The organism is Candidatus Coatesbacteria bacterium, assembly GCA_014728225.1.
Lineage (GTDB): Bacteria > RBG-13-66-14 > RBG-13-66-14 > RBG-13-66-14 > RBG-13-66-14 > WJLX01.
The window spans coordinates 1-14576 of record WJLX01000021.1 but is presented as its reverse complement, the minus strand read 5'-3'; the positions used below and the strand labels follow the sequence as shown (position 1 = coordinate 14576).

13 protein-coding genes are annotated in these 14576 nt (G+C 64.2%); 6 read left to right on the top strand and 7 right to left on the bottom strand.

What is annotated here, in order from left to right; translation table 11 throughout:
- Positions 1 to 172 precede the first annotated feature (172 nt).
- The 3 genes from GF399_01890 to GF399_01880 are packed head-to-tail and all read left to right on the top strand — an operon-like array spanning position 173 to position 2711.
- Positions 173 to 1159, top strand: coding sequence for a hypothetical protein (locus tag GF399_01890; protein ID MBD3399065.1), 987 nt, complete (start codon positions 173 to 175; stop codon positions 1157 to 1159).
- On the top strand, positions 1141 to 1842 hold the full coding sequence (locus GF399_01885; protein MBD3399064.1) for an MBL fold metallo-hydrolase: 702 nt from the start codon (positions 1141 to 1143) through the stop codon (positions 1840 to 1842). The genes GF399_01890 and GF399_01885 overlap by 19 nt, the downstream gene beginning before the upstream one ends.
- A 53-nt stretch (positions 1843 to 1895) precedes the next feature.
- The gene (locus tag GF399_01880; protein ID MBD3399063.1) at positions 1896 to 2711 is read left to right on the top strand and encodes a DNRLRE domain-containing protein; all 816 of its coding nucleotides are present in this window, start codon (positions 1896 to 1898) and stop codon (positions 2709 to 2711) included.
- Between the two features lie 293 nt (positions 2712 to 3004).
- Here GF399_01880 and GF399_01875 read toward each other — a convergent pair whose 3' ends face one another.
- Positions 3005 to 4735 (bottom strand): nucleoside kinase, encoded by a 1731-nt coding sequence (locus tag GF399_01875; GenBank protein MBD3399062.1) that lies wholly within the window; start codon positions 4733 to 4735, stop codon positions 3005 to 3007.
- Positions 4732 to 5163, bottom strand: a complete 432-nt coding sequence (locus tag GF399_01870; GenBank protein ID MBD3399061.1) for a hypothetical protein — start codon at positions 5161 to 5163, stop codon at positions 4732 to 4734. Before GF399_01870 ends, GF399_01875 begins: the two co-directional genes overlap by 4 nt.
- A 305-nt stretch (positions 5164 to 5468) precedes the next feature.
- Between GF399_01870 and GF399_01865 the strand changes: the two genes are divergently transcribed.
- Both GF399_01865 and GF399_01860 read left to right on the top strand, forming a co-directional pair.
- A complete protein-coding gene (locus tag GF399_01865) occupies positions 5469 to 7100 on the top strand; it encodes a hypothetical protein (GenBank protein ID MBD3399060.1) in 1632 nt (543 codons plus the stop codon).
- A 10-nt stretch (positions 7101 to 7110) separates the two neighbouring features.
- On the top strand, positions 7111 to 7527 hold the full coding sequence (locus tag GF399_01860) for a hypothetical protein (GenBank protein ID MBD3399059.1): 417 nt from the start codon (positions 7111 to 7113) through the stop codon (positions 7525 to 7527).
- Between the two features lie 347 nt (positions 7528 to 7874).
- Here the strand turns inward: GF399_01860 and GF399_01855 are convergent, their stop codons facing one another.
- From GF399_01855 to GF399_01835, 5 genes are all read right to left on the bottom strand, one after another.
- On the bottom strand, positions 7875 to 8180 hold the full coding sequence (locus tag GF399_01855) for an integration host factor subunit beta (protein MBD3399058.1): 306 nt from the start codon (positions 8178 to 8180) through the stop codon (positions 7875 to 7877).
- Between the two features lie 331 nt (positions 8181 to 8511).
- On the bottom strand, positions 8512 to 9501 hold the full coding sequence (locus tag GF399_01850) for a 2-hydroxyglutaryl-CoA dehydratase (GenBank protein MBD3399057.1): 990 nt from the start codon (positions 9499 to 9501) through the stop codon (positions 8512 to 8514).
- 53 nt (positions 9502 to 9554) lie between these two features.
- Positions 9555 to 10661: a CoA protein activase gene (locus GF399_01845; GenBank protein ID MBD3399056.1), complete on the bottom strand. Its 1107-nt coding sequence runs from the start codon at positions 10659 to 10661 to the stop codon at positions 9555 to 9557.
- Positions 10662 to 10917: 256 nt separating this feature from the next.
- A complete protein-coding gene (locus GF399_01840; GenBank protein ID MBD3399055.1) occupies positions 10918 to 11913 on the bottom strand; it encodes a hypothetical protein in 996 nt (331 codons plus the stop codon).
- 73 nt (positions 11914 to 11986) lie between these two features.
- On the bottom strand, positions 11987 to 13315 hold the full coding sequence (locus GF399_01835) for an AI-2E family transporter (GenBank protein MBD3399054.1): 1329 nt from the start codon (positions 13313 to 13315) through the stop codon (positions 11987 to 11989).
- Positions 13316 to 13540: 225 nt separating this feature from the next.
- Between GF399_01835 and GF399_01830 the strand changes: the two genes are divergently transcribed.
- Positions 13541 to 14296: an AAA family ATPase gene (locus GF399_01830; protein MBD3399053.1), complete on the top strand. Its 756-nt coding sequence runs from the start codon at positions 13541 to 13543 to the stop codon at positions 14294 to 14296.
- The last annotated feature ends 280 nt before the right edge of the window (positions 14297 to 14576 follow it).

The following is a 14576-nucleotide window of genomic DNA, read 5'->3' as shown; positions in this document are numbered from 1 at the left end:
GTTTTTGCATCTCGGCGAGCGTTGGTGCGGCGGCAACGGTCCACCTCCGCAAAAACCGTGCCAGTTCCGGCGTCGGAGTCGTCCCCACCTGATCGGTGGATCAAGGACTCGTTTTTCAAAGGTCGGCGGCTTCTCCGGGGACCTCGATACTTGAACTACGGCGGTGTCAGGCATGCTGCTGGAGTTATTCGGCGAAATCTTCGACCGCTACGTCTTCTGGCTGATGGGCAAACACCGCTTCAGCCTCCGGACGCCGCCGGATCTGCTGGAGCGGCTGGCCGAGTTGGAGCCGGCCGGAGAGCTGCGCGCGGCGGTTAACGTCGGCGCCGTCCAGGCTTTGGCAATCGATCCGCCCGCGAGCTCCCCTGAGTTGAAGGTCCCCTTCCGGCGTTGGCGCTGCGCCTCGCCGACGGGGGACGACGAGGTTCGGGGGCTGCTGTTCGGTGATCAGCGGGCACGGCGCGGCTTGCTCTACGTCCATGGTTGGCTGCAACCCGATTACACCGGTTTCGCCGAACTGGCCGCCTACCACGTTTGCCGGGGGACGGCGGTCTGGTGTCTCGAGCTGCCCCATCATCTGACCCGCACCCCGCCGGGTGAGCTTTCCGGCGCCCGCTTCATCAGCGGCGACGTCGGCGAGACTCTGCAATCCTTCATCCGCGGCCTGGCCGAGGTCGGCGTCCTGCTGGCCCTGCTGCGCCAGCGGCACGACGAGGTCCTCAGCCTGGGTCACAGCCTGGGCGGCTTGCTGACCGGCCTGCACGCCTGTTTGGCGGCGGAGCCCCAGCACCGTGCCGCCTTGCTGACGCCGGCCGTCGATCCCCTGGGCATCCTGGCGCAGTCGCCATTGACAACCAACGTGCGTGCCGATGTCCTGGCTCAGGGGATCTCTTATCGGCAGCTCGAACCGATCCTGCGGCCGGTCAACCTGCTCACTTATCGGCCCCGGTGCCCGGCCTCGAGTATCCTCCTGGTCGCCGCCCGCAGCGACCAGGTCATCCCCCTGCCCTTGCAGCGGCGGTTGCGCGACGCCTGGGGCTGCCGCTACCACGAGGCCCGCACGGGTCATCTGGGCGTGATGGTGCCCCTGGCGCTGTTCCGCCGTCCCGTCGGCCTTTGGCGCCGCATCGTCGATCACCTATGCCCGCTCGACAACTGAAACCCGGCGTCTACCTGTTGCCGCGCAGACTGGGCGCCTGCAACGTTTACGCCGTCGTCGACGACGGCCGCTGGGCTCTCATCGACACAGGCAACCATCGCCGCACCCCGCCCGTCGTCGAGGCCTTCCGCCGGCGCCTGGGCCTCGGTCCCCCCGAGTACCTCCTCGTCACCCATTGGCACCCCGATCACCTCGGCGGCTCCGGTCCGCTCAAGCGACGTTGGGGAGCGCCCCTGGTGTTGCACGCCGCCGATCACAGGTACGCCCGCATCGACGAGATGCCCGCCCTGAGCCCGTTGGGTTGGGCCGAGCATACCTTCTCCGACAATAACCCCCGCCCCGTCGAGCCCGACATCGCCTGCGCCAACGGCGACGTCTTCCCCGTCGGCGACCTGGAGATCATCGCCGTACACACCCCCGGCCACAGCCCCGGCCATTGCGCCTATTATCTACCGCAGCGGCGGACGCTGTTCCTCGGCGACGCCCTGGGCGGCAAGGGCGGCACGATCCTGGGCGATCCGCGCCTGTTCAGCGCCCTGCCCGGCGAGGCGCTGAGCTCGTTGGAGCGGGTGGCCCGGCTGGAGTTCGACCTGCTGGCCGCCGGGCACCAACTGCACCGCTCGGCGGAACTGCCACGGTTGTTGAGTCGCTTCATCGAGCGTTTTCGCCGCTCTTCCAGGTAACCGAACACTCGTTCGGCCCGTCGGGACTGGGTTTATAGTGTGTTTCCATTGGAATGCCGGCGGGGGCTGAAGCCGTTCTATGGATATTTGCAGCTCGAACGGCGGGGGATGGAGCCCCCGCCCTACGTGTAGCGGCGTCATTGACAAGGCCGCCCTGCCGGCCGCTTGCCAGGCGCATTGTATTGGACTATCATATAGTTGACACAGAATGGGAGGTCAGAATGCGTTACGTTTTGTTAGCGGTGGTGTTGCTGGCGGGGGTGTGTTTGGCGAGCTTCGAGGTCACCCTCCAGCCCGATGACGACGAGGGGAACGATACATCAACTGATGAATATTATCCAGATTCTAATTATGGAGATGAAACCTTTTTTGGTGTCATCGGGGATTCTAGCTACGCCTTCATCGAGTTCCGCGAGCTGGACCATTACGTGGGCCGGGGCTACACGGTGCTCTCGGCGGAGCTGTGGCTGTCGCTGTTCAATAACTGGAAAAACTCAGCCTTGATTCAAACCCGACCGCTGTCTGAAGAAGAAATCTGGATCGCCCCGGTGGACGCCGCCTGGGAGGAGATGACTATCACCTGGAACAACCAGCCGGGGATCATCGAGGCCTACGCGGAGGAGCATACTTACGAAGCTCCGGAGTACGGCGAAGAAGTCTGGGGAGTATTCGATATTACAACCATAGTACAAGCCTGGTTGGACGAAGATATTACTCAGAATGGACTACGATTATATGACGGATATATGCAGGCAATATCGAGTGATACAAATATTTGGACATGGCAAAGACCTAACTTGGTACTCGTACTAACTGGATCAGCATTTATTAAAACATCATTCGGACTAATAAAAACACTTTTTTACTAAGTATTGTATTTCAATAAAAAATAAAAGGCTCCCATACATCGGGAGCCTTTTATTATATGTACAGCTAATTCTACTGCTTCACCAGCTTGATATAGTAAGTGTGATGACTCGCCAGTTTTCCCGGTGAAAGTGTCTCCAGGATCTCGGCCACGGCTGAGCCAACGCTGAGAGAACCGTTCGTCACTGTAATGTTCGTCCCTGCTTCCCCGTTCACCGGGTCCGAGCAGTTGTGGTGTGCGGAACAAGACAGAGTGAACCTGCAGCCCCCCACCTCAAGAACCCCTTCCCGCGTTTCACTCCCCGCGGAAGACGCTGCCGCCGATGAACTCGCGTAACAGCGAGGTGTGCGGCACGGCTTCGTCGGGCAGGTCGAGAAAGAAGGCGATGAAGCTCAACAGGCGGTCGGCCTCGGCGCGCTCGGGGGCGTCCTCGGGCACGGCGGCCAGCAGTGGCCGGATGTGCTTGCCCAGTACGGCCAGCTCGTAGATCAGCGCCGAGTTGAACATCACGTCGGCGGTTTCCTGGAAGGGAAAGATGTAGCGCGATTCGCCGCGGCGGACCTTGGGCCAACGCTTCAGGGTCTGGAGGGCGTCGTAGCCTCGGTAGCGGGCGTCGCGGCAGATGCGGCGGATCAGCCGGGTGTCCGTGGTGGGCACCCGGTTGTGATTGTCGATGTTGAGCTGGGTCAGGCAACTGACGTAGATTTTGAATTTTTCCCGGGCCGGGATGGCCCGGGTCAGCTCGTCGTTGAGGCAGTGGATACCCTCGAGGATCAGCGGGGTGTTCTCGTCGATGCACAGGGGCTCGGGCGAGGGCTCGCTGCGGCCGAGCTTGAAGTCGAAGCGCGGCGGGTGGACCCGGCCGCCGTCGAGGAGGGTCAGCAGGTCGCGGTTGAGGGCCTCGACATTGATGGCCTCGAGGCGCTCGAAGTCGGGTTCGCCCTGCTCATCGAGGGGGGTCTGCTCCCTGGGGAGGAAGTAGTCGTCGACGCTGATCGAGCAGGGGCGGTGGCCGATGACGGTCAACTGGAGCTCGAGGCGCTTGGTGAAGGTGGTCTTGCCGCTGGAGGAGGGGCCGGCGATCAGGATCACCCGGGGTGGGTGGTGGTGACCGGCGATGGTATCGGCGATCTGGGCGATCTTCTTCTCGTGGAGAGCCTCGGCGAGGAGGACCAGCTCGCGGTAGTCGTCGTGGGCGATCAGGTGGTCGAGGCCGCCGACGGTCTCGGCGCCCAGGACCTTGATCCAGTCCTCGTACTCATGGAAGATGTGGAAGAGCTTCTTCTGCTCCTGAAAGGGCGCCAGCTCGGCCGGGGTTTCGTGGGTCGGAAAGCGCAGCACGAAGCCCGGGGGATAGAAGACCAGGTCGAAGTGCTTCAACAGACCCGTTCGCGGGGCGATGGGTCCGTAAAAACTGTCCAGGATGCCGCCGACGCGATAGAGCTCGACTGTGGGCTTGGTCATGTGGCGCAGCAGCGTGGCCTTGGTGCGGTCGCCGAGGCGCTCGAACTCGGCCGCGGCCTCCGCGCGCTTCATCGACAGCAGCTCGACGGGCTCGTCGGCTGCGACCAGCTCGCGCATCCGCCCCTCGAGGACGGCGACGTCGTCGGGGCTGCAGGGGATGGTGGGGCCGAGGAGCAGGCGGCCGTCGGTTTCGCCCGCCCGGGGGGTCTGCCGGAGCACACCGAAGAAGCCGCCGGAGAGGGAGTGGTCGATGTAGACCGTTTTGTCGGGGAAAGTATCGATGACGGCGGCGATCAGCAACAGGCGGACGGCGCGGCGGTAGGCCCGCATCCCCTCGCCGTCGTCGGCGCCGCGCAGGTCGACGCGGGCGTCGAGCTCCAGCCGGTGGCGCAGATCGCGGGCGTGGTGGTCGACGAAGGCCATCAGCGGCGGGTGGGCCGGGGGTTGCAGCAGGTTCTCCTCGAGGGCCGAGCGGTAGGCCTCCTCGATGGTGGTGCCCTTGGCGACGGTCAGCTCGACGGGCGCCTCGCGCTGCGGGATGGTCAGCTGCAGCTTGATCACGGCGGGGTAGTTCCTTTCTCCGGGGTGATGATGAGACCGACGGTGTAGCGCTGGTGGCAACGGGGACAGATGAGGATCAACTGCGCTCCTCCGGCTCCAGCCCTCTCGAGGGCCAGCTTGAAGCCGTCGGCGTAGCCGCAGGTCAGGCAGGTGTCGAAGACGGTGTCCGGCTCCAGCGTCAACTCGACGGGCGGCGGGGTCGGCCCGCCTGCTCCAGAGGGCTTTCCCTCGAGCTTGCCGCCCTCTGCCGCTTGACGCTTCCGGGTCCCGGCCAGTTCGGCGATCCGTTGCTTGGCGATCCGTTGCTTGAGGGGGGCGAATCCGGCGGTCAGGCCGTAGAGGTAGGAGGCCTCCAGCCCGGTGAGGGGTTCACCGGCTTGCAGCTTGCGCCGGGCTTCGGCCTTGGCGCGGGTGCTCATCCCGCCCATGCGGGAGCCTCCGGGATTGGTTCTCGTCCGAGCGCCCCGGCGGACACGTGTCGAGCCGGCCGGCTGGAACGCAGCGTCGGGGACGGCTGGAATTAAACCAGCCCATCGGGCGTTTCTAATGCATGTCGGTTACAGCGACGCCCGTTGCGCCGCTTCCCCAGCAGTATAACACAGACCGTGAACCCCGCCGCCGGCTCGCTTTGGCTGGGGAATGGGTTGAAGAACGACGGTTTTAACGCTATACTTCCGCAATTCATTTCGCCCGCCGACCCGCAATCCCGCGAGTTCCCCCTGTTGGAGGTTCGATGTTCAAGGCCAAGTCAATCCTCATCCTGCTGCTCGTCGGCGCTCTCAGCGCGGCGGCCGGAACCGTCGCCGTCTGGGTGGCCGCCGAGGGTATGCTGCCCTATCAGGTACCCGACAGCGCCCGCTCCGGCTTCACCGCCGGTCTCGAAGACGCCGGGCTCGAGGTTCTGCCCCAGGAGCGCGTCTACGCCGTCAACACCGTCATCGATCCCGCTTCCACGACCGACCTCTCGACCCTGGCCGCGATGCTGGGCTGCGATTTCATCGGCGTGATCAGCATCGAGAACGACGGCGACGACTACCTTCTCCACGGCAGCCTCTACGACGGCTTCAACGGCGAGCTGATCGACGGCGACACCTCCCTGGTCGATCAACTGTCCTCAGTCTCCCGCCTGGCAGAACGGATCGCCGCTAGATTGGCCGAGAACCTGCCCACCTGCGGCCCCCTGTTCGACCCGGCCGCCGACTGGTCGACGGCCATGCTGGCTCTGGGCTCCGCCGACGATGTGCAACTTAACGATTACGGTTGGGTCTACCGCTACGGCGAGCCGATGACCCACCCCGACACCGGTGCGTCCCTGGGCGTGGGCATCGAGATCCTCGGAGCCCTGCGCGTGGCCGGTGTCCGCGGCGCCGAACTCTCCGTGGTCGCCCTGTCGGAACCCCTGGAGGGCTACGAATACACTAAGGATGTCCGGGTGCGGATGTTCACTCCCCTGGACTACCAGGTCAACGGTTTCGAGCGGGGCCTGGTGGTGGGTTTCAGCCGCTTGGGCTTCGGTGACGAGGAGGATGTCGAGGTCGAGCTGCCCCATACCGAGCCCGCTGATTCCGAGCTGGCCGCCGTGGAGATCGAGCTGCTAGAGATCCTGCGTCCCGACTACGCCCCCCTGGCCCTGGACCTCGAGGACGACCTGATAGCCGTTCTCGGTGACGACGAAGTCGTCCGGCTGTACCCCGGGGTGCTGAAAAACGTCGCCCCCCTCGAGAGCACGGCAGCGGACTGCGACGGCCTGGCCCTCCTCGACGGCGACCTCTACCTGGCCGACTCCTGGTCCTCGACGATCTACCGCCGCTCCGCCAGCGCCGCCGGCGCCGAGCGCGAGCCCTTCATCGCGGAGCTGTCCGTCGACGTGCTGGCCTCCGGCGCCGACGGCAACCTCTGGGCCAGCACCTTCAGCTACTCCGTCGGCTGGGATTCTTACACCTACCCCGCCCTGCGCCTCGGTCGCTCCGGCGACGTCGTCGAGGCCCGGGCCCTCGACGTCTCCGGTTCCGTCGAATCCCTGACCGCCGCGCCCGACGGCACCGTCTACTACCTCTCGAGCTTCAACCCCGTCAAGGGACTCTCCGGCGACGGCGCGACCGTCGAACGCGGCGCCCGGATGCTCCAGGAACCGCGCCTGCTCGACTGCAACACCGACGGTCTGCTGGCCGTCTGGGACGGCGAAGCAGGTCTGGTCGTCTTCGACAACGAGGGACGGATCATGGGTCGCTGGGCCGGCAGCGGTGTCCTCGACCCGCGCAATATCGACGACCTGGCCTTCGACGGTCGCCTGCTGGCCCTCGGCTCCAATTGGGACGGCCTGGTCGCCCTGCTCGAACTTGACTACGTCTACGAGGGCGAGTAAGATATCAACCGTGAGCGAAGACGCCGCCAACTCCAACCACATAAGATGGCTCACCACCGCCCTCGTGCTGCTGCTAAGCACACCGCTGGCGGCCGCCGAGGTCAACCTCCTCCTCGAGTGCCCAGATTCGCCGGATATCTACCGCGAGGCACTCATCGACGCCGGCCACGCCGCCGTTTCCTCCCGGAGTCATCAGTGCTATCGCGAGCTCGGACCCAGCGAAATCAGCCTCCTGGAACCCGAATACGCCCTGCTGATCATCATCCGACCCGCCGGTGAAGGCTGGCAACTAGAACCGGAACTGCAGAATTACACCGACGGCGAGATCCAGCGGTTAACCAACCCGCCGCAATTCAAAGAGTTCCGAGACCTGCTGCTGGCAATCGATTTCTACTGCGGCGCCCTGCTGGATACCATCGAACCCTGACGGCGCCGTCCAGTATGCATCGAACGGGGAGCCACTGCGGGCTCCCCGTTCTACTGCTTGACGGATCGGATCTGCCCCGCCCGAAAAACCGCCGCAGGGTAACAGCTGCATTCCCCCGCCGGAACTGGCACGGTTTTTGCTGAGGCGAACCGTTAAGATCCGCTCTAACGGTCGCCGAAATGCAAAAACCGTGCCAGTTCCGGCGGGGCGGGGGGTGTCGTGGTTTCGTTAGCGGATCGATGTTTTGGCGGCGGTTTTTCGGGCGGATGACCCGCGGTTGGTGGTGAACGTCAGGGGTTGAAAAAACGGCCGGGAAGCCGGCCGGGTGGTATCGAAGCTGGCGTGGGTCAATCGGGTTCGGGCAGCATGGCTTTGAGCTGCTTGGAGGGTTTGAAGTGCGGTACCCACTTGTCCTTGACGTTGATGATCTCGCCGGTGCGGGGGTTGCGGGCCATGCGGGAGCCCTTGTGGCGCAGGCGGAAGGTGCCGAACCCGCGGATCTCGATGCGCTGTTGGGCCAGGTAGTCTTCGTCGCCGGGTGCGGTAAGGCTCTCGATCAGGGTGTCGAGGATGGCGTTGATCAGTTCCGTGGTCTGCTTAAGCGTCAGACCCGTCTGTTTGGAGATCCGTTGCGCCAGGTCAGCCTTAGTCATCGTTGCTCCCTTGGCCTAGCCTCGTGACCCGAGGATTATAATATGCGGGCGGGATTTTCCCCGTTGGCATCCATCGCTACCTGTAAAACCACATACTGAGCCTGCGCGGTACAAACACGGCTGCTTGTACGTGGTGAAAACGGAGCTCGTTGGCCCGGCGTTTCCGCTGGTTGGGATAAACGGTGGTCGTTCGGGTTGGTTCAACCCCAGTGGACAGTTCTTGTGCAGCTCACCGAGGTCAGATGATAATCGATTATTAGTGTAAGGTCAAGGCATTATGGCGAATGCACTCCAACAAATAGGCGGCCCAACCGTGGAGCTGGCGGGTGGACTAGCGCTGTTTTACCGGACTGGGAAAATCCAGGTTCTGCCAGCGACCGCACTTGTCGCCCCAGCGGCTGATAACCCTGCCGTCCTGAAGGATCTCGACGACTTCGCAGACGTTGGGGCAGTAGTCGCACTCGAACCCTCGGGTGCGGTAGGAGAAGTCCGAGGCGGCGAAGCCCTTGAAGTTGGTTTCCCCGGTGACTTCGATGCGTTCTCTGGCCAACTGGGCGGCGCCGATGGCGCCCATCACCTTGTGATGCTCGGGGATGATCACCTCCTGGCCCAGGGCTTTCTCGAAGGCGTGCTTGATACCGGCGTTGGCCGCCACCCCGCCCTGGAAGACCATCGGCGGTTGCAGGTCTTTGCCCCGGGCGATATTGTTGAGGTAGTTGCGCACCAGGGCCTCGCTGAGGCCGGCGACGATGTTGGCGGTCGAATGGCCCATCTGCTGCTTGTGGATCATGTCCGATTCGGCGAAGACGGTGCAGCGGCCGGCGATGCGCACCGGGCTGTCGGCGCGCAGGGCGTAGCCGCCGAAATCCTCGATGGGGATACCCAGGCGGGCGGCCTGCTGGTCGAGGAAGGAGCCGGTGCCCGCGGCGCAGACCGTGTTCATGGCGAAGTCGACGACGATGCCCTCACGAAGGATGATGATCTTGGAGTCCTGACCACCGATCTCGAAGACGGTCTTAACCCCGGGAATGACCATGCTGGCGGCGATGGCGTGGGCGGTGATCTCGTTCTTGACCGAATCGGCGCCGACCAGCACGGCGCTGAGCTGGCGCGCCGAGCCCGTGGTACCGACGCCGGCGATACGGACGTCGCGGTCGGCGAACAACCGGCCCAGATCGGCCAGGCCCTGCTGGACGGTCTCGATGGGCCGGCCCTGGGTCCGCAGGTAGAGGGTTTCGTAGACGGCGCCGTCGTCGCCGAGGAGGGCGAAGTTGGTGCTGACCGAGCCGACGTCGACGCCCAGATAGAGTTGCTGTGTCACGGGTCGTTTCCTCGCTGGCGTGGCGGTGGGTTGGTAAACGTTGAGCGAGGCCTTCAGGCCCCGGCGGGATTGAGCAGGCGCTCGCGCTGCTGGCGGGCCAGCAGGTCGACGAAGGCTTCGAGCCTGGTGACCACGCCGGCCTCGGCGGTGTGCTCATCGGAGATCAGGGTCAGGATCGGGATGCCCTGTTCCTTGCTCACCCGGGTGAGGATGTTCTGAGCCACGATCTCGGGCATGCAGGTGAAGGGCATCAGGTGCACGACGCCGTCGTAGCCTTCCCGGGCCATACGGACGGTCTGTCCGACACTGACCACGCTCTCGCCGCCGGCGTCGTAGGCCAGGTAACGCCGGGCGTACCGCTTGGCCGTTTCGCGATCGGCGTAGTCGCCGACGCCGCCCGTGGTCATCTTGTGGTGCAGCCAGGCCGAGAGGGATACCGGACGCTCGACGAGGACGCCCATCTGGCCCAATCGGCGCTCGACGGCCTGGTTGACGTACTCCTCGAGGACGACGTACAGCTCGCCGACGATACCGACGTGGAGCGGTTGCTGCGGCAGGTCTTCGCGCGTTGCGATGTCGTTGAAGCTGCGGCGGGCCGACAGCTCCGCCGCCCGCAGGGTCAGGTACCAACCGGCGTCATCGATCCGCTGAAGATACCTTTTCTTGAGCTTCTCGACCACCAGGGGTTCGGCCGCCCGCCAGCGCGCCCGGCGGGTCAGCTCCTCGACGTATTCGATGGCCTGGAGCTTGCGCAGGCCGAAACGGAAGGCCCGCCAGAGACGAAACAGGCTCGTTCCGTTGGAGATGGCCTTGAACATCTTGATGAAATCTTCTTTGGTGTCCTGGCTGAAGTAGTAGAACTGGACGTCGTAGCCCAGATTCTTGAGGATCTGCTCCTGGATCGAGCCGTAGTAGCCGAAACGGCAGGGGCCGCCGCCGCCGATGACCAGGATGGTGTCGGCGCCGCGCTCGACGGCCTCGAGGAAGTTGCCCAGGTTGATCTTCAGCGGCAGGCAGGCCGTCTCCGGACTGTAGCGCACGCCGAGCTCCAAGGTGCGTTTGGAGCAGGGCGGCGGCACGACGTACTCCCGCCCCAGGGCCTCCAGCAGGACCCGCAAGGCGATGTACATGTTGCCCATGTGGGGGAAGGTCAGTTTCATCGGTTACCGCTGAGGGGCTGGGTAGGAAACATGATTAGCTTAGCTGAGCTGGAATGATCGTTCGGCTCAGGGCGTCGACCGTTGAAAAACCGCCCCGGGAAGTGCGCGACACCGGGCGGGATCAAGCGCCGGAACCGGCACGGTTTTTGCATCTCGGCGCCCGTTAAGGCCGTTGTTAACGTTCCGCCTCCGCAAAAACCGTGCCGGTTCCGGCGCGTCCGTCGGTCGATCGGGCGCGGTCTCGTGGGGCGGTTTTTCAACGGTCGTTCAAGCCCTCGCGCCGCTTGCGTCGCCGGATCATGTCCAGAAAGGCCTCGAGGCGGGTCAGCAGGCCGGCCTCACCGGTGTGTTCATCGAGGACCAGGGCGGTGTATGGTTTGAGGGGGTGCTTGCGGCTCTGGGCTTCGATCAGGGTTTCCAGCAGGGACGCCGGCCCACATTGGAAGGGCGGAACGAAGACCAGGCCGTCGACGTCGGGTGAGCGCAGGAAGAAGGAGGCCGAGCCGAGGATCTCGCGTCCCAGGGTCCAATAGGGTGGGCGGGAGAGCCCGGCCAGCTCGCGATCGATGGTCGAGTGATCGACGGCCTCGTGGGTCAGCACCCGGCAGCCCATCGCCCGCAGCTTGCCCAGCAGGTCGAGGGAGCTGCCGGGATCGAACAGCAGGTAGGAGCGTCCGACGACGCGGAGCTCTAGTTCGTCGCCCTGGGCGGGGGGATGATAGTCGCGCTGATGCTCCACGGCCTCGAGCAGAGCCCCGGGGTCTTTGCCGGAGAGGCAGGCGGCGCGGAAGGCGGCCTGGTCGGTCTCGGCGCGATCAACGGCCCGGGAGATCGTCGCATCGTCGAGTCCCAGCTCTAGTCCGGCCTTGCTCAGTGTTTCCAGCAAACCGCCCTCGTGGCGGTTGACGTCGGCGGTGGGGGACAGCAGGGGCAGGTCGACGTCGACGCAACTGCGGGCCATGTCGGGCAGACCGATGAACTTGGGACACAGGGATGAGCCGGGCTCCAGGCTTACCAGGCGGGGCAGGAAGATGTAATCGACCGCGGCCTCGACGAGGGCGTGCAGATGGCCGAAGGCCACCTTGAGCGGCAGGCAGGCATCGTCGACGGTGGAGGCGATGCCGCGCTCGACGAGCCCCTTGTTGGTGGGGGGGCTGAAGACGATCTCGCAGCCGGTTTCGCGGAAGAAACCGGCGAAGAGCGGCAGGTAGCGGTAGTGGTGGATCAGTATCCTGGGCAGACCGATGCGCATGAAGTCTTCCCGCTGTGGATGTCGAAATGTCTAGTCTTTATGTCGGTTATGTTAGTCGCCGCGTCGGCGGCAGTCAAGACGCATCGGTATCACAATCGGCGGGGGGCGTCGACGGTGCGTCGCCCTGGGCGCCGCAGTAGATGGGACTGCGACGGTAGAAGCGCTCCAGTTGTAGGATGACGACCTTCAGCAGGGCGGCCAGCGGCACGGCGAGGAAGGCCCACAGCAGGCCGAACTGGAAGCCGACCAGGACGGAGAGAAGCAATAGTACGGGACCGATACCGACCTTGCGGCCGACGATCAGCGGATCGAGGATATAGCCGTCGATGGCGTTGGCCGAGACGTAGAGGCCGATGGTCAGCAGGGCGGACAGGATGGGGTCCGGGGTCAGCAGGGCTATCGGCGTGGCCAGTACGGCGCCGAGGAAGGGTCCGAGGAAGGGGATGAAGTTGAGGATCCCCGTGATGATGGCGATCGGCAGATAGAAGGGTACGCCGATCAGGTACAAGCCGACGCCGACCCAACAGGCAACGAACAGGCAGCCGATGGACTTGGTGCGGAAGAAGCCGATGAAGACCCGGTTGGCGTCCTCGGAGAGGCTGTTGAAGCGGCTTTTGAGCTTGACCGGCACCAGTGTGGCCAGCTTCTGCTTGAAGCGGTCGACATCGCGCAGCAGCAGGAAGGTGAAGATGGGGATCAGGATCAGGTTGCCGAGGTTGCCCAGTTGCGCGAAAACCGTCTCCATCACCTGGGTGGCCGAGGGCAGGGCCTCGGCGATGGTCTGTTCGAGGTCGGCGGTGCCGCGCTGCAGTGTCGTCCGCAGCTGTTCATTGTCGCCGGCCAGCTTGTCGATCCAGCCGTCGAGTTCGGCGATGATGCCCTTGAAGTCGAAGTCGCTCAGGCGGTCGAGGTCGCGCTCGATGGTCGGCGCCAGGGCGAAGCCCAGTCCGACCAGGACGCCGAGCACGAGGATGATCACCGTCAGCGCGGCGAAGGAGCGCAGGCGCCGGCCCAGCTTGTCCTCGGGCGGCTCGCTGCGCTCACGCTTGCCGAACCAGCGGTTGAACCAGATATCGAAGCGGTCGCAGAGGGGATCGAGGAAAAAGGCCAGCACCAATGCGACGACGAAGGGCAGGAAGGCGTCCCAGAGGCTGATCACCCCGTAGAGCAATCCCGCCAGGGTCACCAGGAGGATCAGGGCAACGGCGCGGGGGTCGTCGTAGGCGAAGGGAAAGAGGATCAGCACCAGGATCAGCCAGACCAGCAGCGGGGTGACCACTTCCCAGACGTAGTAGAAAAAGATGGCCAGGAAGGCCAGGAAGATGATCATGATCACGTAGATCGGGATCCGCCCGGTCCGGCTCGACGGTGCCTGTTCCACGCTGCGCTCCGGCTCGCCCATGGTTCCCCCTCGACAGGTTGTCAAAGCCGCGCTAGTATAACAGAAGCTGCGGCGGCCGGGCAACGCGGCGCAAGCCGCGGGTTCGGCAATCACCCCCGGAGCAGATTGACATCAGCGAAGTCTTTTAATAGGGTAAACGGGCGCCGGGCCGCCTTAATCACCAATCCAAATTCCGCCGCAATTGACTTTGGTGCGCTGTTACCCCGACGAGGTAGATAAGACAACGTGCGCAGCATCGCCATCTTCATCGCCAAGGGAGGGACCGGCAAGACCACCACGGCGGTCAACCTGAGCGCCGGCCTGTCCACGCAGGGCAAGCGTGTGGTCCTGATCGACGCCGATCCCCAGGGCACCATCGCCACCTACTTCAACATTCAGCCCGAGGGCGGCGGCTTTTCCGAGCTGCTGCTCGGTGAAGAGGTCCGCCTGATCAACCTGCGCCGGAACATGGTGCTGATCAGCTCCGGCGGTTACGATCTCTGGGAGGTCGCCGGCCTGCTGGACCGCCGCGTCGACCGTTACCTGATCCTCTCGGGCATCATCCGCCGCCTGACCCAGGTCGATTACGTCATCTTCGATTGCCCGCCGGCGCTCAACCTGATCACCAAGAACATCCTCTACGCCGTCGATCACGTCCTGCTGCCCTTCTCCACCGATTACCTCTCCGCCCTGACCGCCGTCAACACCATCAACGAGATCCGCCGGCTCCCCGCCGAGGTCTGCCCCAGCATCGTCGGGGTGACGCCCAACTTCTACCAGCCGCTCAACCGGGCCCACCGGGCGATCCTCAAGATGGCCCGGGGCCATTTCGGCGAGCTGCTGACCGAAACGATCATCCGCTACAACCGCAAGATCGCCGAGGCCCCCAACTTCGCCCAGACCATCTTCGAGTACGCCCCGGTTTCACGGGGCGCCGGGGATTTCGCCAGCCTGGTCGACGAGGTCACCCAGCGGATTCTCCAGAGCGAGCACTCCGACTGAACGCTGTTCGCTTCGCTGGAATTGCAGAAGCCGCCGCTGGGCGGTTTTTTTTGCATTTGACCTCTGCCAGTCGCTGTTGATTTATCGTCGACAATAGTCTTGTCGATAGATTTCCGCTGTGCTAATCTCCGCAGGTGGACCGGAGCATTCGTCTTGCCAGCCATAGTCCAGTCATAGTAAAGCTCAAGCCAAAGGAGAGGCGTCATGCGCTGTTTCATCAAGCTGTTGGTCGTGGTGGTGCTGCTGTCGGCTTCTCTCGTCGCGGCCGAGGAGACCATCG